13 protein-coding genes are annotated in these 19,592 nt (G+C 63.1%); 5 read left to right on the top strand and 8 right to left on the bottom strand.

Annotated features, from left to right (window positions below; all coding sequences use genetic code 11):
- Window position 1: 1 nt before the first annotated feature.
- The gene (locus tag FVW59_RS05710) at window positions 2–958 is read right to left on the bottom strand and encodes an AAA family ATPase (RefSeq protein WP_148063271.1); all 957 of its coding nucleotides are present in this window, start codon (window positions 956–958) and stop codon (window positions 2–4) included.
- Window positions 959–1,227: 269 nt separating this feature from the next.
- Between FVW59_RS05710 and FVW59_RS05705 the strand changes: the two genes are divergently transcribed.
- On the top strand, window positions 1,228–6,078 hold the full coding sequence (locus tag FVW59_RS05705; RefSeq protein WP_148063270.1) for an NAD-glutamate dehydrogenase: 4,851 nt from the start codon (window positions 1,228–1,230) through the stop codon (window positions 6,076–6,078).
- Between the two features lie 107 nt (window positions 6,079–6,185).
- On the opposite strand, the gene rmf is transcribed toward FVW59_RS05705, so the two are convergent.
- The 3 genes from rmf to FVW59_RS05690 all read right to left on the bottom strand — a co-directional run bounded on the left by rmf (window position 6,186) and on the right by FVW59_RS05690 (window position 10,046).
- Window positions 6,186–6,389, bottom strand: a complete 204-nt coding sequence (gene rmf / locus FVW59_RS05700; RefSeq protein WP_148063269.1) for a ribosome modulation factor — start codon at window positions 6,387–6,389, stop codon at window positions 6,186–6,188.
- A 259-nt stretch (window positions 6,390–6,648) separates the two neighbouring features.
- Window positions 6,649–7,425 (bottom strand): helix-turn-helix transcriptional regulator, encoded by a 777-nt coding sequence (locus tag FVW59_RS05695; protein WP_148063268.1) that lies wholly within the window; start codon window positions 7,423–7,425, stop codon window positions 6,649–6,651.
- Between the two features lie 152 nt (window positions 7,426–7,577).
- Window positions 7,578–10,046 carry a TonB-dependent receptor gene (locus FVW59_RS05690; protein ID WP_148063267.1) on the bottom strand — a complete coding sequence of 823 codons (2,469 nt, stop codon included), beginning with the start codon at window positions 10,044–10,046 and terminating at the stop codon, window positions 7,578–7,580.
- Window positions 10,047–10,334: 288 nt separating this feature from the next.
- On the opposite strand from FVW59_RS05690, the gene FVW59_RS05685 reads away from it, so the two are divergent.
- From FVW59_RS05685 to FVW59_RS05675, 3 genes are all read left to right on the top strand, one after another.
- A complete protein-coding gene (locus tag FVW59_RS05685) occupies window positions 10,335–11,639 on the top strand; it encodes a M20/M25/M40 family metallo-hydrolase (protein ID WP_148063266.1) in 1,305 nt (434 codons plus the stop codon).
- 53 nt (window positions 11,640–11,692) lie between these two features.
- The gene (locus tag FVW59_RS05680; RefSeq protein WP_148063265.1) at window positions 11,693–12,823 is read left to right on the top strand and encodes a glutathione S-transferase family protein; all 1,131 of its coding nucleotides are present in this window, start codon (window positions 11,693–11,695) and stop codon (window positions 12,821–12,823) included.
- A gap of 82 nt (window positions 12,824–12,905) precedes the next feature.
- Complete coding sequence (locus tag FVW59_RS05675; RefSeq protein ID WP_148063264.1) at window positions 12,906–13,361, top strand: nitroreductase family deazaflavin-dependent oxidoreductase; 456 nt, start codon at window positions 12,906–12,908, stop codon at window positions 13,359–13,361.
- Window positions 13,362–13,376: 15 nt separating this feature from the next.
- Here the strand turns inward: FVW59_RS05675 and FVW59_RS05670 are convergent, their stop codons facing one another.
- The 4 genes from FVW59_RS05670 to FVW59_RS19600 form a co-directional block, all read right to left on the bottom strand.
- Complete coding sequence (locus FVW59_RS05670; protein ID WP_148063263.1) at window positions 13,377–14,186, bottom strand: UDP-2,3-diacylglucosamine diphosphatase; 810 nt, start codon at window positions 14,184–14,186, stop codon at window positions 13,377–13,379.
- A gap of 18 nt (window positions 14,187–14,204) precedes the next feature.
- A complete protein-coding gene (gene olsF / locus FVW59_RS05665) occupies window positions 14,205–15,941 on the bottom strand; it encodes a bifunctional ornithine lipid synthase OlsF (RefSeq protein WP_148063262.1) in 1,737 nt (578 codons plus the stop codon).
- Between the two features lie 9 nt (window positions 15,942–15,950).
- Window positions 15,951–16,142, bottom strand: a complete 192-nt coding sequence (locus tag FVW59_RS05660) for a hypothetical protein (RefSeq protein ID WP_148063261.1) — start codon at window positions 16,140–16,142, stop codon at window positions 15,951–15,953.
- 66 nt (window positions 16,143–16,208) lie between these two features.
- Window positions 16,209–16,460: a hypothetical protein gene (locus FVW59_RS19600; protein WP_187275779.1), complete on the bottom strand. Its 252-nt coding sequence runs from the start codon at window positions 16,458–16,460 to the stop codon at window positions 16,209–16,211.
- Here FVW59_RS19600 and FVW59_RS05655 point away from each other — a divergent pair.
- Window positions 16,459–19,515, top strand: coding sequence for a TonB-dependent receptor domain-containing protein (locus FVW59_RS05655; RefSeq protein WP_187275778.1), 3,057 nt, complete (start codon window positions 16,459–16,461; stop codon window positions 19,513–19,515). The two genes, FVW59_RS19600 and FVW59_RS05655, sit on opposite strands and share 2 nt — an antisense overlap.
- The last annotated feature ends 77 nt before the right edge of the window (window positions 19,516–19,592 follow it).

Here is a 19,592-nt window from a genome sequence, read left to right as displayed (position 1 = left end):
CTCAGGCCACCGGCACCCGGTTCAGCAACTCGCGAATGACTGTGTCGGTGGTGACACCGCCGGCCTCCGCTTCGAAGCTCAACAGCAGTCGGTGGCGCAGCACATCGGCGGCGACCGCCTGGACGTCCTCCGGGGACACAAAGTCGCGCCCCTCCAGCCAGGCGTGGGCGCGCGCGCAGCGATCGATGGCGATGGTGGCCCGCGGGCTGCCGCCAAATTCGATCCAGCCCGCCAGCTCACTGGAGTAGTGCCCCGGCTCGCGGGTGGCGATGACCAGTTGCACGATGTACTCCTCGACGGCCTCCGCCATGTGCAGGTTGAGGACTTCCCGGCGCGCCTCGAACACTGCTTGCTGGGACAGGGGCGGCGGCGGTTCGCTGCTGCTGTGGGCGGCCTCGGCGCGGGTCAGGCGCAGGATGTCGCGCTCGGCCCGGGCGTCGGGGTAGCCGACCTTGACGTGCAGCAGGAAGCGGTCGAGCTGGGCTTCGGGAAGGGGGTAGGTGCCTTCCTGTTCAATCGGGTTCTGGGTCGCCATGACCAGGAACAGGTCCGGCAGGGGATAGGTCTTGCTGCCGACACTGACCTGGCGCTCAGCCATCGCCTCGAGCAGGGCGGACTGCACCTTGGCCGGTGCCCGGTTCACCTCGTCGGCCAGTACCAGGTTGTGGAACACCGGGCCCGGCTGGAAGTGGAAGCTGCCCTCCTGGGGCCGGTAGATTTCGGTACCGGTGACGTCGCCGGGCAACAGGTCGGGAGTGAACTGCACCCGGTGAAAGCTGCCCTCGATGCCGTCGGCAAGGGACTTGATGGCGCGGGTCTTGGCCAGCCCCGGCGCGCCTTCTACCAGCAGGTGGCCGTCGGCCAGCAGGGCAATAATGAGGCGTTGTACCAGGTGGGCCTGGCCGATGATCTGCTGGCTGAGCCAGTTTTCCAGTGCTCTTAGCTCTGCGCTTGCCACGCGGTCTCCTGTCGATTGAATGCTGTTGCGATGCGTTTGTGTACAGTGGTCGCGCCCGAATGCACTTCGGACAAGCGCCGGATTCTAGCGAATGCCCCGGCGCAGGCCAAACAGTGCGCCCGGGACTGTGCCTCTGACTGGCGCCCTGTGTAAAAGTTCCAGTCGTAACTAACGTCAGGGCCAGGTAATTGAACTAGACTAAGCGGCAAATATCGAGGCCGCCAAAGGCCCTGTTTTTTCGCCATAAAAGTGGAGTCCGCAAGAATCCGATGGCCTGGGATGCATTGAAAAACAGCCTGCTTGAAGAGCTGGCACAACGAATCGACAAACGCGGTGACGCGGAGGATCTCCAGTCCCTGCACAATCTGGCGGCCGCCTTCCTCTCGCGTTTTCCTGCCGAAGACATGCGCGGTCGCTCGGTGGAGAATCTCTACGGTTGCCTCTACGGTCTGTTGCGTTTCATGGAAAACTGGCAGGCTCCCGCAGCCAAGGTGCGCATATTCAATCCGCAGTTGCAGGGCCATGGCTGGGAAAGCAAGTACACGGTGGTGGCGGTGCTGTGCCGGGACATGCCTTTCTGTACCGCATCGGTCAGGGGCGAGCTGAACCAGCGCAATATCCGCATCCACGCCCTCGCCAGTTGTAACCTGGTCACCCGTCGCGACAGCGACGGCACGCTGCAGGCTGTACTGGACGACGACAGCGAGGACAGCGCCGATGAGGGACTGTCTCGCGAGAGTCTGCTCTATTTCGAGATCGGCCGCCACTCGGATATCGCCGAACTGGAGGAACTGCGCACCACCCTGGAGAGTGTCATGGCCGATGTGGCACTGGTGGTGGAGGACTTCCCCGTCATGCGCGAGCGCCTGACCGAGGCAGCGGCGGTTATCGACGACAGCACCTGTGTGGATGCCGACTATCGCGCCGAGGCCGCTGCATTCTGCCAGTGGCTGCGCGAGGATCACATGACCTTCCTCGGCTACGAATACCTGACGGTGGAGCGCAGCGGCTCCCAGTTTGCGGTGACGGTGGACAGCCGCCGCAGCCTCGGTCTTCTCAGTGCGCGCAGCAGCAGTGGCGCGCGGGACCTCGCCGCCGACCTCAACGCCATGCCGGCAGATGAGTTGCAGCGGCGCCAGCTCAGCTTTGCCAAGTCGCGGGTGCGCTCGCGCATTCACCGGCTGGCCTACCCGGACTACGTGGAAATCAAGGTCTTTGACGCCGCCGGAGAGGTGGTGGGGCAGCACCGTTTTATCGGTCTGTTTACCTCGACGGTCTACACCATGAATCCGGCACTGATTCCCATCCTGCGTCGCAAAGTGGAGCAGGTGGTGGCGCTGTCGGGCCTCGACGACGGCGAACACGACGGCCGCGAACTGGCCCGGGTACTGGAGCTGTTTCCCCGCGACGAGCTGTTCCAGTCCAGCATTCTCGAGCTCTACAACACCGTGATGGCGGTGAATCGCATCCAGGAGCGGCGCCTGACCCGCCTGTTCGTGCGCGAGGACGCTCACGGCAAGTTCGTGAACTGTCTGGTCTACATGCCGCGGGATCGCTATACCACCGAACAGCGGGTGACCATGCAGGGCATTCTCACCCGCGCCTTCGGGGCCGAGGAATCCGAGTTCACCACCCACTTTTCGGAATCCATACTGGTGCGCTGCCATTTCGTGCTGCGGGTTGATCCCAGTGCCGAGCGCCACTACGACGTCAATGAAATCGAGGAGCAGATTGTGCAAGCCACACTGGCCTGGGAAGACCGCCTGCGGATGCGCCTGATCGAGGAGTTCGGTGAGGAGCAGGGCGAGCACTACGCGCGCAACCTCGGTATCGGCTTTCCGCCCGGCTATCGCGACGACTTCGATGCCCGCGTGGCGGTGATGGACATACACAACCTGCTGAGCCTGGGCACACAGCGCGAACTGGCCATGCGCCTGTACCGGCTGCTGGAGGAAGACGACGACCAGTTGCGGCTGCGACTGTATCACCGGGGCGATTCCCTGCCGCTGTCCGACATCCTGCCGATCCTGGAAAACCTGGGGCTGCGGGTCGTTTCGGAGCGCCCCTACGGGGTGCGCGCCGCCGACGGCGAGCGCTACTGGATTCAGGAGTTCAGCCTGATTTATTCCCTGTCCAACAACATCGACCTGGAGCAGGTGCGGGACGAATTCGAAGATGCCTTCTCCCGTATCTGGTTCGGCGAGGCGGAAAACGACTCCTTCAACCGCCTGTTGCTGGGCACCCGCCTGAGCTGGCGCGAGATCGCCCTGCTCAGGGCCTACGCCCGCTACCTGCGCCAGCTGCAGTTCCCCTACAGCGTGGACTATATCGCTGAAACCATGGCCAACCACCTGCACATTACGGCGGGCCTGGTGGAGCTGTTCCTGACCCGCTTCTCTCCGGTATTCGACGGCGACGAGGACTGGCGTGCCCAGCGCGAACAGGCGGTAGAACAGCGCATCCTCGATTCCCTGGAGCAGGTGGAAAACCTCGGTGAAGACCGCATCATGCGTCAGTTCATTACCGTGATCAAAGCGACCCTGCGCACCAACTTCTTCCAGCAGGGCGACAACGGCGAACTGAAACCGTACTTCTCTTTCAAGTTCGACCCCCGCCAGATTCCGGAAGTACCGCAACCGGTGCCGATGTACGAGATCTTCGTCTACTCGCCACGGGTGGAAGGGGTACACCTGCGCGGAGGCAAGGTGGCCCGGGGCGGACTGCGCTGGTCCGACCGCCTCGAGGACTTCCGCACCGAGGTGCTGGGGCTGGTGAAGGCTCAGCAGGTGAAGAACGCCGTGATTGTTCCGGTGGGGGCCAAGGGCGGTTTTGTGGCCAAGAACCTGACAGCCGACATGAATCGCGACGAAGTCCAGGCGGAAGGGATTGAATGCTACAAGCTCTTCATACGCGGCCTGCTGGATATCACTGACAACCGGGTGGAAAGCGACATCCGGCGCCCGCTCCAGGTGGTGTGCAAGGACGAGGAAGACCCCTATCTGGTGGTCGCTGCGGACAAGGGCACCGCCACCTTTTCCGATATCGCCAACGGCCTCTCCGATGAGTACGGCTTCTGGCTCGGTGATGCCTTTGCCTCCGGTGGCAGCGCCGGCTACGACCACAAGAAGATGGGCATCACCGCCCGCGGTGCCTGGGTGTCGGTGCAGCGCCACTTCCGCGAAATAGGGGTAGACGTACAGCGCAGCGACTTTACCGTCGTCGGCATCGGCGACATGGGCGGGGATGTGTTTGGCAACGGCATGCTGTTGTCCGAGCATATCCGTCTGGTAGCGGCCTTCAACCACCAGCATATCTTCATCGATCCGGAACCGGAGGCCGCCAGCAGCTTCGCCGAACGCAAGCGCCTGTTCGAGCTGCCCCGTTCCAGTTGGGCTGACTACGACACTGGCCTGATCTCAGCCGGCGGCGGTATATTCAATCGCAGTGCCAAGTCCATCACCATCTCGCCGGAGATGCAGCAGCGCTTCGGTATCAGTGACAGCCGGCTGACTCCCAACGAACTGATTTCCCGCATTCTCAGGGCCGAAGTGGACCTGCTGTGGAACGGTGGCATCGGCACGTATGTGAAGTCTTCGCTGGAATCCCATACCGACGTCGGCGACAAATCCAACGACGCGTTGCGGGTCAACGCCAATGAACTGCGCTGCAAGGTGATCGGCGAAGGCGGCAACCTCGGCATGAGCCAGCTGGCGCGGGTGGAATACTGCCTGCACGGCGGTCGCTCCAATACCGATTTCATCGACAACGCCGGCGGGGTGGACTGCTCCGACCACGAAGTGAATATCAAGATCCTCCTCAACGCCATCGTGGCGCGCGGGGACCTGACCGGCAAGCACCGCAACCAGCTGCTCGAGGGGATGACCGAAGCGGTGGCGGAACTGGTGCTGGAAAACAACTACCGCCAGGTACAGGCTATCAGCCTGGCGGAGTATCAGGCACCGGAGCGCAACGGCGAGTACCAGCGCTTTATTGTCGATCTCGAATCCCGCGGCCGCCTCAACCGCGAACTGGAATTTCTGCCCTCCGACGAGGAGTTGGCGGAGCGGCGCGTGCAGGGCAAGGGCCTGACCCGTCCCGAGCTGGCAATTCTTGTGTCCTACAGCAAGGCCATGCTCAAGGAAGAGTTGATCGAGTCCGACCTTGGCAAGGACCCGCGCCTGGCGCTGCAGGCCATCACCGCCTTCCCGGCGCAACTGGTGGCGAGCTACGGCGATGAACTCAAGGTGCACCGCCTGCACCGGGAAATCATGTGTACCCAGATCGCCAATGACATTGTCAACCGCATGGGGCTGACCTTTGTGCAGCGCCAGCGCAAGGCCACCGGCGCGCCGGTGGCGGATGTCGCCCGAGCCTATACCACCGTAATGGACGTGTACGGCATCGGCGAGCTGTGGGAGGAGATTGAGGCCCTCGACCACAAGGTTGAAGCCCGGGTGCAGATGGAGATGATGCTGAACCTGATTCGCCTGGTGCGCCGGGCGGTGCGCTGGCTGCTGCGCAACCGCCGCCACGAACTGGCCCCCACCCAGTGCATCGCCGAGTTCGGCGAGGGCGTGCTGCAATTGCGGGAACTGGTGCCGGAACTGCTGCGCGGCCGCCTGCGCGAGCACTACAGCACGCTGGAGAAGCACTACACCGGCGCCGGCGTCGGCGAGGTCCTGGCCAGACGGGTGGCCAGTGCAGTGCTGGCCTACACCACGCTGGGGATCATTCAGGCCAGCCGTGAAACGGGATCCTCACTGGAGCAGGTGGCCCAGCTCTACTACTACCTGGGCGACAAGCTGGAACTGGACTGGTTCAGCGGCCAGATTCTCGCCAGCAAGGTGGACAACGAGTGGCAGGCCCTGGCCCGGGACACTTACCTGGAAGACCTGGAGTGGCAGCAGCGCACACTCGCGGTGGGCGCTCTGCGCCACTGGGGTGCGGAAGGCGACCTGGAGAGTTGCTATAAGCAGTGGGCGCGGCAGGAGGCGACCCTGCTCAAGCGCTGGCGGGAGATGCTGGCGGAACTGCACGGCACCAATTCCCCGGACTTCGCCATGTTCGCGGTGGCCAACCGGGAGTTGCTGGACCTGGCGCAGAGTTCGCTGCGGAATTGAAGCTCGCTACCGAGAGAGCGTGTAGTGCGCGCGGCAGCAGTGCGCCCAAGAGAAAAAAGAGGCCGGCAAATGCCGGCCCAGTTGTAGTGTTGTGAGTGTCTCTGTGGTTACAGAGCGCGAAGTTTGTGTACGCCGGAAACGCCGGTCAGCCCGTCCCAGTGATCGGAGCGACCTTCGCGCCATCCCGAGACCCAGTTCTGTCGATGCTCCTCGTTGGCGTGGGGGCAGTAGTCGATGCTGCGGCCGGAGAGTCCGACCTGGTAGCCGCGATCAAATGCCCGGGTGTTCATGTCGCGCTTCTGTCTTCTCATAGAGGATGCCTCCGTTGGAACCTTTCTTGCGCCGAGGGGATGGCTACGCACCTGTGGGGGTACGGACGGCGAAAGATAAGTGCTCCAGTTGTCTGTAGCGAGTTGTCTATGTGGGTATCGACGCAGAAACGCACGGCAATACCCGGAAGTGGTGCCCGCAGGCACAGTCTCATGAAAACAGAGCGGCGGCAGGGTGTCGACTAACGTTTTGGAACATAAGAGCGGCCTTTTTATAACGACAGCTTGTTAAAGTGGGCAATCAGCTGCGCGCAGGCCCCGCCGCGGCGCCGATGTAGCCCAGCATGGCGGCCCGGTACAGGGCCTGGGAGCGGCCCGATACCGCCAGTTTGCGTGCCGCATTGGTGATGTGGAAGCGCACCGTCGGCAGAGAGATGTCCATGATCAGGGCCACCTCGGCATCGGTCTTGCCCAGCGCCGCCCACTTCAGACACTGGATCTCTCGCGGCGTCAGTCGCGGCGGCGCTTCCATCCGGGCCCGGGTGCTGCAGTCGCGGTAGCTCGACAGAAAAGTGAGGGTCAGGGTCAGCAGTTCGCTGGCGTGTTGCTGGAAAATCTCCGCCACGGGCAGTTTCGCGTCCGCACTGGCCCATGCGATCAAGCCGATGACCCCACCGGGGAGATGGCAGGGCACCAGGATGGCGGCCTCCACCCCGAAGCCATCGAAGGTCTCCTGTTCGTTAACCGCTTCAAGTGCACCGTTGTGGCGCCAGCTGGCAAGCTGGCCCCGCTGCAGGTAGAAGGGCTCCGCACAGACGCGGCAGGCCTGGATGATGGCGAGGCGCAGGGCAAAGCCGGGGTCTTCCCAGTAGCGCAGCTCCGGATCCAGCCAGCGAAAGAGCGACTCCGCCAGGGGGCGGCCCTCGCGGTCGAGCAGCGGGTGGGGGCTGGAGATGTCGGCGCTGGCGGCGATATAGGGCAGACCGATGCGCTTGCCCACAGCGGCCACTGCTTCGGCCAGGCCCTGTACTTCGTCCTGCTCGAGCGCGTGTTGCGCCGATGTCGACACCACTGCCATAAGGGGGTTCTCTCTGCACTTTTCGCGCCCAAGAGTGCCCTGTGCCCGGGTTGAGTGCAAGGTCGAAACGGTCGTCTGAGCGCGATGCAGGCTCGCCGCCTGTCCACGGGGCAGGCGGCGGGCCGCAGAGTGGGAAGCCGGTGACCGCGTCATCAGAAGCGGTAGGTGAAGCTGGCGCCGTAGGTAAGGCTCTGGCCGGGGAAGCGCACCACGGTATTGGCGTTGGAGGCGACCGCCTTCCAGTAATACTCGTCGGTGAGGTTGGCGCCCCAGAGACTGACATTCCACGTGTCATTCAGTGAGTAGAGAGACGCTGTGGCGTTGAACAGGCCGTAGCTGTCAATCCGGTGGTCAGCGTCATTGGCCAGGTTGCCGAAGCTCTCGTCCTGGTAGCGCCCGTTCAGGGTCAGCGACATGCCCAGGCCGTCGCTGATCGGGCGGTCGTAGATCAGGGTCAGGCTGCCGGCGGATTCCGGGCTGTACAGGAAGTGCTTGCCATCGAAGTCCGCGGGCTGGCCGGCGGCGTCAATCCCCTGGTAACCCTGCACTTCGGTGCGCAGCAGGGTGCCGCCGAGGATGGCGGTCAGGTTGTTGGTGACGGCGAAGGTGATCTCGGCGTCCAGGCCGTAGGCCTCGGAGTCCGGTACGTTGTTGATCCGCGACAGGGCAGTGTAGATCGGGTCGGCGAAGTACACGCTCAGCTGCTTGTCGCTGTAGTCGTAGTAGAAAACAGAGGCGTTGAACTGCATGCGCTGGCTAAACAGTGCGGCCTTCATGCCCAGTTCGTAGGCCAGGATTTCCTCCTGCCTGGCCGGGGCATTCTGGGTGGAGATATTGGCGGCGTTGACCGGCGTGACGCCGGCCTTGGTGCCCTGTGACACAGAGGCGTAGTACAGGCTGTCGACAGTCGGCGTCCAGTTGGCCACCACGCGCCAGGCCACGTTGTCCTCGTCCAGTTCCGACTCGACGCTGCCAAAGCTGAGTATTTCCGGATTGAAAGTGTTGCAGTCGTTGGCGCCGATGGGGGCCACGAAGGCGCCGTAGCTCTGCAGGAACAGCGCGCGGTTGGTGACGTTGACGTTGGGCAGCATGCTGCCGTCCACGTCGCTGGAACAACCGTTGTAGTCCTGCTCGTCCTCACTGTAGCGAATGCCGGTGGTCAGGGTCAGGCTGTCGGCCAGGTCCCAGTCCACGCTGGCGAATACGCTCTTGGTGGTACTGTCGATGGTGGCGCTGTCGCGGTAGGTGCGGAAGGACTCCAGGGCGTCCTGCACGGTGTAGCCGAAGGAGTTGAAGGGGGTGCCGAGCAGGGTGGAGGTGATCACAGAGATCATGTTGGAGTTGGCGTTGTCACCCAGCAGGGTGCGGTTGGCATCCAGCACTTCGTCCTTGGCGTAGTAGGCGCCGACCATCCAGCGGGTATTCTCGGTGCTGCCCTCCAGGCGCAGCTCCTGGGAGAGGCTTTCGATGTCACCGTAGGCATCCTGCACCAGAATCTCGAAGGGTGCGCCGCTCCAGTCCGACAGCGATTGCCGCTCGAAGTCCTGGTAGCCGGTGAGGGCCACCAGGCGCAGGTCGTCATTGATTTCCCAGTCGATGTTCAGTTTGTAGGCGTCGAGTGAGCTGTCGTGCTCCAGGTTGCCGCCGAGGCCCGCGCCGATGCCGAGGTCGGTGCCGCGTTTGGTGGCGCTCACCCAGTTGGCGTCTTGCGAATTCCTGGGCCGGTTATTGGCGATGTAGTCCGCCAGGCCGGGTTCGTTGAACAGGCTGGGCTGGCCGCCGCCACCCGGGGTGGTGGCCGGGGTAAAGCCGATGGCCTGGGCGGCCAGGGTGTCGGAATTGTCGCGCCAGCCGTTGTAGGAAACGTCGATACCCAGGGTGTCGGTGGGCTGGAAGGCCAGGGCAGCGCGCACACCGGTACGGTGTATTTCACCGAGGGTCTCGCGGCTGTCCATGGCTTCCTGCCAGCCCTCGTTGCTGTCTTCGTTGCGAATGGACAGGCGCGCCTGCAGGCGGTCAAACAGCGGGCCGGATATCATCGCCTCCTGGTTGAATGTGTCGTAGTTGCCCACTTCTGCGCCTACCATCGCCTCGAATTCTTCCGTCGGCTTGTTAGTGACCAGGTTGATCAGGCCGGCGGTGGTGTTGCGGCCGAACAGGGTGCCCTGGGGGCCTTTCAGGACTTCCACTCGCGCCATGTCGAACATGGGCCCGGCGTTGAGGATGGGGTAGGGGTAGGCTACCTCGTCGACGTAGGTGCCCACCGTGGAGGTGGAGGACATGTTAATGGTGTTGAAGCCCACACCACGCAGGGTGTAGGTCGGCACTCCCTGGTAGCTTTGGGCCACGGTAAAGCTGGGCACGACCGCGGTGAGGTCATCGACATCGTCGATGCGCAGCTGTTCAAGGCGCTGGCCCTGGTAGGCCTGGATATCCATGCCGACGTCGTTCACCGATTGCTCGTAGCGCTGGGCCGTCACGATAATGGTTTCCAGTGGCAGAACCTCGTCGCCCTGTGCCTGTACGGCGGCGCTGCCCAGGGGCATGGCGAGCAGGGCGATGGCGCGGGCGAGGGTATGTTGCCTGGCGGGGACGGATTTTCCGGGGTGGGTTGCGTTCACGGTGAGTGCCTCTCTGGTTATGTTTTTATTGCCGCCTACGGTCTGCCAGGTAGGGGTACCGAACAAGCTGTCGATAGTGATAGGGCTTTTTGTGTTACTAAGTTATTGAAAATAAAGGAGTATATTTCCTATCGCGAGAGTCTGTCGGAATCCGGGTCTGGCAGCGAAAAGCCGCCGCCAAAGTGCGGATGAGGCAGTGCTTTGCGACCCCTTGCTCCGCAGCACCGGCCAGCGTGCTAAGGTCGCCTATTCGACTACTTGTGCTTGCAAACTCCGGGAGACTTCTTCGTGTTACCTGCGCCCCTGTTACTGTTCTGTCTGTTGTCGCCACTCCTCGCCACGCCTGCGCTGGCCCTGACCGCCGAAGAAACGGCTGTGACTGCGGCGGTAGATCGCAGCGTTGCGCGGTATACCCAGGTGCTGGAGCGCGCCGTGAACATCAACTCCGGCAGCATGAATTTCGACGGCGTACGGCAGGTGGGTGAGTTGTTTGCCGGCGAATTCAGGGACCTCGGGTTTCAGGCCAGCTGGGTTGACGGAGAGCCCTTCGGGCGGGCGGGGCACCTAGTGGCCAGCTACGGTGAACGCGGCCCGAAGGTGCTGTTGATCGGTCACCTGGATACGGTATTTGCCAGCGACAGTGCGTTTCAGCGCTTCGAACGGGTGGATGAGCATCATGTGCGCGGCCCGGGTATCACCGATATGAAAGGCGGCAACGTGGTGATGCTGTTGGCGCTGTCGGCCCTGCGCGAGGCCGGCGTACTGGATGAGCTGCAGCTGAAGGTGGTGCTGACCGGTGATGAAGAGCTGCGCGGCAAACCCCTGGCCCTGGCCAATGCGGCCCTGGTGGATGCTGCGGTGTGGGCCGATATCGCCATCGGCTTCGAGGACGGCGACGGCGACCCGGCCACCGCGGTGATCACCCGCCGCGGTGCCAGCAGCTGGCGGCTGGAGGTGAGCGGCAAGCCTGCTCATTCCTCCCAGGTGTTTCGCGAGGACATCGGCGACGGCGCCGCCTTCGAGCTGGCCCGTATTCTCAGCGCCTGGCGCGAGGCGCTGCGGGAGGAGGAAAACCTGACCTTCAATCCCGGGGCCCTGGTGGCCGGCACCGACGTGACGCTGGATCCTGCCAGTGGCCGTGGCACGGTATTTGGAAAGAGCAACGTGATTGCCCGCAGTGCGCTGGTGAATGGCGGCATCCGCGCAGCGTCGCCGCAGCAACTGGAGCGGGCGTTGCGGGTCATGCGCGCGATAGCCGCTGACAACAGCCCCCACACCAGTGCCGATTTCCAGTTCAGTGAAGGTTACCCGCCGATGCCAGCTACCGACGGCAACCGGAAACTGCTATCCCTGTACACCGCCATCAGCGAGGAGCTGGGCTACGGGCCGGTGGCGGCGGTGGACCCGCGCCGGGCTGGCGCCGCTGACATCTCCTTTGCCGCTGCCCACGTCGACATGGCTATCGACGGCCTGGGTTTAATGGGAGAGGGCGGACACACGGTGGATGAGGCGGCCGACATGCGCACGTTGCCGATGCAGGCCATTCGGGCTGCTATCCTGCTGCTGCGCCTCTCCCGGCAGCAGGCTGAGTAACTGCACCCTGCCAAAACCTGCCATCGGCAATGGATCAATAAAAGGAGACTTCCATGAGTAGCGTCTCATCGACACACCCTACATCGACCCCGTACACACTCTACGGCGGCGAACTGTCGCTTTACACGGGCAAGGCCCGCAGCTACCTGCGCTACAAAGGTCTGGACTTCGAAGAGAAACCTGCCACGCGGCAGGTGTACAAGGAGTTCATTGTGCCCCGGGTCGGCGCCGCCATTGTGCCGGTGCTACAGACACCGCAGGACGAGGTAGTGCAGGACACCACCGACATTATCGATTTTCTCGAGGCGCGGCATCCCGAACCCCCGGTGTACCCCGGCGGCCCCCTGCAGCGGCTGGTGGCCCTGATGCTGGAGTTCTACGGCGACGAGTGGCTGGTGATTCCCGCCATGCATTATCGCTGGAGCGTGGTGGACCAACAGTACGACTTCATCATGCGCGAGTTCGGCGCCATGAGTGACCCGGACGCCAGCGAGGAAGAACAGATCCGTCTCGGAGAAAAACTCTGTGCTCCCTTTCGCGGCTCGATTTCCGCCCTCGGGGTCACGGCGGAAACCATTCCCGGCATCGAGCGCGCCTACGCCGACACCCTGGCGGATCTGGATGCTCACTTTGCCCAGTACGATTTCCTGCTCGGCAGTCGCCCCTCCATCGGTGACTTCGGCCTGATCGGTCCCTTGTACGCCCACCTCGGGCGCGATCCGGTACCCCGCGCGTTGATGGAGCGCACGGCGCCCAACGTTTACGCCTGGGTGCAGCGTATGAACGCCCCCAAACCGCGCAGCGGTGAATTCCTGGCTGACGACAGGGTGCCGGATACGCTGCTGCCAATCCTCGCCACCATGTGCCGGGAACACCTGCCCGATGCGGTGGACGTAGTCACCCACAACGCCCAGTGGCTGGCCGCCAATCCCGGCGGCAGTCTGCCGCGGGTGCTTGGCTTCCACCCCTTTACCACTGGCGGCGCCACCGGCACCCGCTTCATTAACAGCTACAGCCAGTGGATGTTCCAGCGCTGCCTGGATCACTACGCCGGCCTCGAGGGGGAAGACCGCCAGCGAGCCGACACCCTGCTGACCAGTGTCGGTGGCCTGCAGGCACTGCGCACGCCCATCGGTCACCGTCTGCGGCGTCAGCCGGGACAGCTGGAGTTGGTAGAGTCCTGAGCGCTGGCGGCTGAACCAATCGTGTGCAGCGGAGTCCGACACTTCGACTATGCTGTTGCTACAGCCAACGAGGAGATTCACCATGACCGAAGTTCGTATTGCCGACAATCTGCCCGACTGGGTCAAGGACCATGTGCAGCGCTATCTTGCCAGCGACGGTGCCGATGGCCACTACTGGGATGCCAGCCTCGGCGGGGGCGAGGGCATGATTGCCACCCTGCTACTCACCACCACCGGGCGCAAGAGCGGTAAACCGCTGATACTGCCACTGATCTACGGCCGCGCCGGTGACGGCTACTGCGTCATTGCCTCCAAGGGCGGGGCGCCGGCTCACCCCGCCTGGTTCCTCAACCTCGAGGCCGATCCCGAGGTCGAGGTACAGGTGGGGGCCGACAAATTCCGCGCCCGGGCCCGGGTGGCGGAAGGGGATGAGCGCGAAGCCCTGTGGCAGCAGATGGTGGACATCTACGCGCCCTACACCAAGTACCAGCAGGCCACCGACCGGCGTATCCCGGTGGTGGTGCTGGATCCGATCTGAGCCTCCCGTTAGCGCTCAGGGGGTGCTGGTGGCGGTCTCGGCAAACAGCACTGGCACCGCCGAGTCGGGGCTGCCGATACCGCGGATCAGGTGCAGGCTGCCGCAGAAGTCCTCTACCAGCGCGGTGCAGTTCTCCACCCAGTCGCCATCGTTGCAGTACAGCACATCCTCGTACTGGCGAATGACGGGGTGGTGCAGGTGGCCACAGATAATGCCGTCCAGGCCGCGCTGCCGGGTCATCAGCACGGCGGCGTCCTGATAGGCGGTGATGGCCTGTTCCGCCTGGGCGATGTGGCCCTTCACCCACTTGGCCAGTGACCAGTAGGGCTTGCCCATCAGTTCCCGACCGCGGTTGACCCAGCGGTTGACCCACATCAGGAAATCGTAGGCGATGTCGCCAATGGCGCGGTTGAGCCGGCTGTAGCGTACCGCGTAGTCCAGTTCGTCGCCGTGGATCACCAGGAAACGGCGCCCGTCGGCAGTGTCGTGTACCGCCTCCTGGCGCAGGTGCACGTTGCCGAATTCACTGCCGCAGAACTCGCGGAAATTCTGGTCGTGGTTGCCGGGGATGTAGATGATCTCCACCTGTTTGCGCGACAGCTTCAGCAGTTTGCGCAGCACCTGGTTGTGAGCTTCGGGCCAGAACACCCGGCGGTGCATGGCCCACACGTCCACGATATCCCCCACCAGGTAGAGTCGTTCGCACTTGACCCGGTCCAGCAGGGCCAGCAGGTAGTCCGCCTTGCAGTGGATACTGCCCAGGTGAACGTCCGATATCCACAATGTGCGGCAGTGGATTTTGCCGTCGGTGTTCAGTGCCTCCATGGTGTGCCCTCCCCGTGGCTATGTGGCGCTGTCGTCCCCCGCGCCGGCGCCGAGATAGCGCCTGCGCTTGCGTTCGGTGAGCCGGGTCAGGTCTGCCAGGACAAAAGCGTCGACACAGTCACCAAAATCGTGATCCACATTGAATGCGGTAAACACCACGCCGTCCGGCTCCAGCGCCTGGGCGTAGTGTTTGTAGAGAACCGGCAGCGGCAGGCCCTGTTCCGCCAGGGTGTCGCGCAGTGCCTTCAGGTCCTGCTCCCGGTCGAGTCCGGCACACTCGCTGGCCAGTCGCTCCTGCAGCCCGGCGGGGAGGGTGAAGGGACTGCGCGGCGCGACTTCCAGGCCGCGGGCCGGGTAGTGGGTGCCGTAGTGCCAGGCGATGCGGGCTATCGCCTCGCTGCCGTACAGGCGGCTGATCGAAGCGGGGCCATAGAGATAGCGGTAGCCGGGGTTGCGGCGCAGGAAGGCGCCGATACCCTGCCACAGGTAGTCGAGGCTGTGGCGGGTCTGGTATTTGGGTTGCACGAAGCTGCGACCCAGTTCCAGGCCCTGCTCGAGGTATGGCCGCATGCCCGGGCCGAACTCGAACAGGGTGTGGGTGTAGAGGGCGTCCATGCCGCCCCGGGCCAGCAGGGCCGGGGCGTCGCCGAGGCGATAGGCGCCGGCGATTTCCATATTGGCAGCGTCCCACAGCACCAGGTGCCGGTAGTCGCGGTCGAAACGGTCGATGTCGCGGGGCCTGCCGGTTCCCTCGCCGACACTGCGGAAGGTCAGTTCCCGCAGGCGGCCGATCTCGCGCATCACACAGGGGGCATCGTCCATGCGGCACAGCACGATCTGCTTGCCGTCCACCGTGGCGCCCAGATTCTCTGCCTCGGCCAACTCGCGCTTGAGCAGCAGGGGATTTTCCGGCGCGGCGACGGTTTCCACCGAGCGGAATACCGGGCTCCGGTCGCGGGCGATGCGGTAGACATGCTTGCGAAACATCTGCGCCAGTTTGCGCGCCGACAGGTCTAGCCCCGCGTAGTTGTCATAGGGGATGGACTTGCCGACCCGGGCTTCCACCGCGTTGTGGCTCTGCTTGAACATCTCCCGCACCAGCCACAGGGTCGACAGGGGGCGGGCCAGGAAGGACAGGCTGTAGAAGAAGAGGGAGTTGCGACCGGCCACAAACACCGGCAGTACCGGTGAACGGGTAGCGCTGGCGATCTTGATGAATCCGCTCTGCCACTCGCCGTCCTTGACGCCCTTGGCGCCAAAGCGGGACACCTCTCCGGCGGGGAAGATGATCAGTGCGCCGTCCTGTTCCAGATGCTGGCGAATGGCCTTGAGATTCTGCCGCGCTGTGCCGCCGCCCATGTTGTTGACCGGCAGCAGCACCGGGTGCAGGGGTTCGATGGCGGTGAGCAGGTCGTTGGCCACCACCTTCACGTCCGGGCGCACCTGCCGCACCAGGCTCAGCAGGGCCAGGCCGTCGAGGGAACCGATGGGGTGGTTGGCGGCAATCACTACCCGGCCACTGGTGGGAATACGAACTCGCTCGTTATCCCGCAGCTTCAGGGTGAAGTCGAAGTAGTTGAGGGTGGCGTCCACAAAGTCGAAGCCGCGCAGGTGGGGGTAGTCGCGGCCGAACTGTTCAAAACGGGACTGGTAGAAAAGAAAGCCCAGGAAACGCGACAGGGTGTGGGCACTGCGCGCGTGGCGCTGGAAGAAGGAGGGGTAGCGGGACTCGAGAACGCTGCGAACGTCGAGCATGGCCTGTCCTCAATCCACGATCTGCTGGAAGTCGTCCTGGCCGTGCCACACCGGACCGCGGCGTACTGCCTGCAGTCGGGGCTTGCCATCCATCACGTCAATCCTGCCGCCGCGGTGCAGGAATTCCTCTACCTGCTCGCGAATCTGATCGCGTATCCGCTGCTTTTCTCCGGGGTTGAACTCCTGATTACTGCGCGCCATGGCCAGAACCTCGCCTGCGGTGAATGTGAGGCAAGGATGGCGAGCCCCTGTTGCAGGAAAAAGACGTTAATTTGAAACATTTGTGACGATGCGGCCGCGGAGATTCCGGCATTTCTTCACGCTTTTGGCGTGTACCGTGTGGCGGCCGTCAACATTTCGAAGATTGCTGAAAACTTTAACAAAACTGTCATGTTCGGCGATTAGGATGCCCTCATCTGCACCGGGCTCCGCGCTGGAGTTTGGCTGTTGTTTGGCAAGTGCCTCAGCAGCTACCGGGCATCGGGTTTTTCTTGATCGGGAGTTGAAGCGCATCAACATGAAGAAATCCTATCTCGGTATCGGGCTGGTGGCCTCCCTGGTTTCACAGCATTCGCTGGCGGGCGGCCTCTATCTGCAACTGTTTCTGGATGAGGCGCCGTTGCGCGGTGTTCAGGCGACACTGGACGGTGTGCCACTTGGCAGCACAGACAACCGCGGCTCTACAGAAGCTGAACTGGAGGGCGGTAAACACACCCTGAGCCTCAGCGATGACGACATCACCTTCCCGGTGGAATTTGAGGCGACTGCCGATGAAGACGTGGAGATCAGCGTGGTCTTCACCTCTGCCGAGGGCGACGAGCCCCGCGTGGAAGTTCGCAAGTTCCGTCAGGGCGATGCCAGTGCCGACGGTTATGTCACCGGGGTCATCTCCAACACGGCGGACGCGCCCATCGCCGGAGCGACCGTGCTGGTTGCCGGCGCAGGCGTTTCCGCCGTTACCAACGAGCAGGGGATCTACCAGATCGATGTACCCCGCGGCGAGTACGACCTGAAAGTATCCCACCCCGACTACAAGGCAGCCACGGTCAGTGGCGTTCGGGTACTGGCCGACCTCGGTGTGACCGCCCAGATCAAGCTCTACGCTGATTCCGCCAACGATACCGTCCAACTTCCCTCTACTGCCCTGGAAGAAGTGGTGGTGATGGGCGTATTCAACCCGGTTGACGACGCCGCCACCATGGAGCGTTACGCGACCTCCATTACCAATGCCATCGATATCACCCAGCTGGAACGTTTTGGCGATTCCGACGTGGCCTCTGCCCTGAACCGGGTGGTGGGTGTGGCGGTGACCGACTCCAAGTACGCCACTGTGCGCGGTCTCGACGGACGCTATATTTCCAGCACCCTGAACGGCCTGCTGATGCCCAGTACCGATCCCCAGCGTCGCGACGTCCAGCTGGACCTGTTTCCCACCAATATTCTCGGTGGTATCGAAATCCAGAAGTCCTACAGCCCGGACCAGCTCGCCACCACCACAGGCGGCTCGATCAAGATCAACACCCGCGGCCTGCCCGATGAGCGTGTGTTCAAGGTGGGCGTGTCCGGCGGTTACAACTTCGATGTGACCGGCGATAAAATTGTCAGCTACCGCGGCTCCAACGACGACTGGCTGGGCTTTGACAGCGGCCTGCGCGACCTGCCGAACAACGTAGTGCGCGCCACTGACGGCGGCAGCTCCCTGACGATCTGCGACCCGGCCATCGACCCGGTGCGTTGTACCTCTCCGCTGGATGCCGCCCAGTACGGCGTGGAATTCCAGGACGACTACAACATCAGGGAAAAGTCTGCGGTGCCAGACGGTGGACTGTCCATCTCCTACGGTGACCGCTACGCCCTGGAGGGCGGGGAAATTGGTTTCTACGCCGCTGGTGACTATGGCTACAAGACCAGTGATCGCGGCACGGCGAAACTGAACAACCCGCTGGATGTTACCGGTACTTACCAGCGGGCAGAGGAAACCATCACCCTCAACGGCTACTTCGTTGCCGGCTATGAGTACGGCGCCGCCGACGAAATCCTCAGCAAGACCATCCTGCTGCGCAACAGCGAGGACACCACCCGCTATGAGAGTGGCGTGGACCTTTTCGAGGACACCCAGGTCGACCAGGCCATCCTGCAGTGGGTCGAGCGCCAGTTCTTCTCCCAGGAGTTCACCGGCCACAACGAGTTTGCCTTTGGCGACAACCCCCACAAGCTGGACTGGCGCCTGGCCTATTCCCGCACCGATCGCAACGAACCGGACCGTCGCCAGTACACCTACTTCAACGGCAACCTGTCCACCTCCGCCTTCGAGCGTCGCTGGTCGGACCTGGAAGAGGAGAGCAACGATATTTCCGTTGACTACACCATTCCGCTGGACTGGAACAACAGCGTGAGCACCGAGTTCAAAGTGGGGCTGCTGTGGTCGGACAAGGACCGTGTGGTAGAGCAGTACCGCTTCGGTATCCGCCTGGGTGATGACGGCGATGACCTGGATCTGGGTATCGACCAGGATCTGGAGAAGGACATCCTGCCCTACTACAACTTCGCCCTGGACAAGGTGCGTCTGCAGGCCAACACCGCCGACACCGACTCCTACGATTCCCAGGAAGAAATCCAGGCCTACTACCTGACCACCAATACCGACTTTGGTGACCAGTGGAGCCTGCTGCTGGGCGCGCGGGTGGAGGACTTCACCCAGAACCTGGTATACCCCAATGAAGACGGCGGCACTGGCAACGAGCTGAACTACGACGACGTCTACCCGGCCATGAACCTGACCTGGCGTCCGACGGATGACATCCAGCTGCGCGCCGGCTTCAGCGAGACGGTGTCCTATCCCGGCCTGATCGAGCGCTCCGAGTCCCTGTCCTTTGACCCGACCACCGACGACCCGATCTTCGGCAACCCGGATCTGCAAGTATCGACCATCGAGAACTACGATCTGCGGGCCGAGTACTACTTCTCCGAAGACGAGAGCGTGTCGCTGGCCTTCTTCCGCAAGGACATTGACCAGCCCATCGAGCGTGCCCTGCCGGATGCTTCGGGTTCTGCCGCCAACGGTATCACCTTCCGCAACCAGGAAGCGGCCACCCTCAACGGCATCGAGCTGGACGCCAATATGAACCTGATGGACGAGGCCAACTACCTGCTGTTTGTGGCCGGCAACGTGTCCTATATCGATTCCGAGGTGGACCTGAGCCAGGACTCCATCCGCCTGGAGGGCGCCGGCGCCGATGGCCGCCAGCTGCAGGGCCAGTCCGAGTGGCTCGGCAACCTTCAGCTCGGCTTTGATCACTACCCGACAGAACAGAAGGTCACCCTGCTGGTGAACTACTTCGACGACCGCATCTTCCGCATTGCACGGGGCGCCAACACCGGCCCGCAGATCGAGGACGGACGCGTGTTGATCGATATCGCCTACGAAAAGATGTTCTCCGAGTCGCTCACCCTCGAACTGCAGGTGAAAAACCTGCTTAACGAGAAGGTGGATTACTCCCAGAACCAGCAGGTCATCGAGAGCTACCAGACCGGCACGATCTTCGGTGCCTCGATCACCTACCAGTTCCTGTAAGACCATGCCCGGCGCTCCGGCGCCGGATTCAACCGACACCAGCAACACGATCATTCAGCAACCAGAAAGGAATGAAC

It is taken from the genome of Parahaliea aestuarii (assembly GCF_008064635.1).
Taxonomy (GTDB): domain Bacteria; phylum Pseudomonadota; class Gammaproteobacteria; order Pseudomonadales; family Halieaceae; genus Parahaliea; species Parahaliea aestuarii.
The sequence above is the reverse complement of the archived record's forward strand: the minus strand, read 5'-3'. Positions and strand labels throughout refer to the sequence as shown.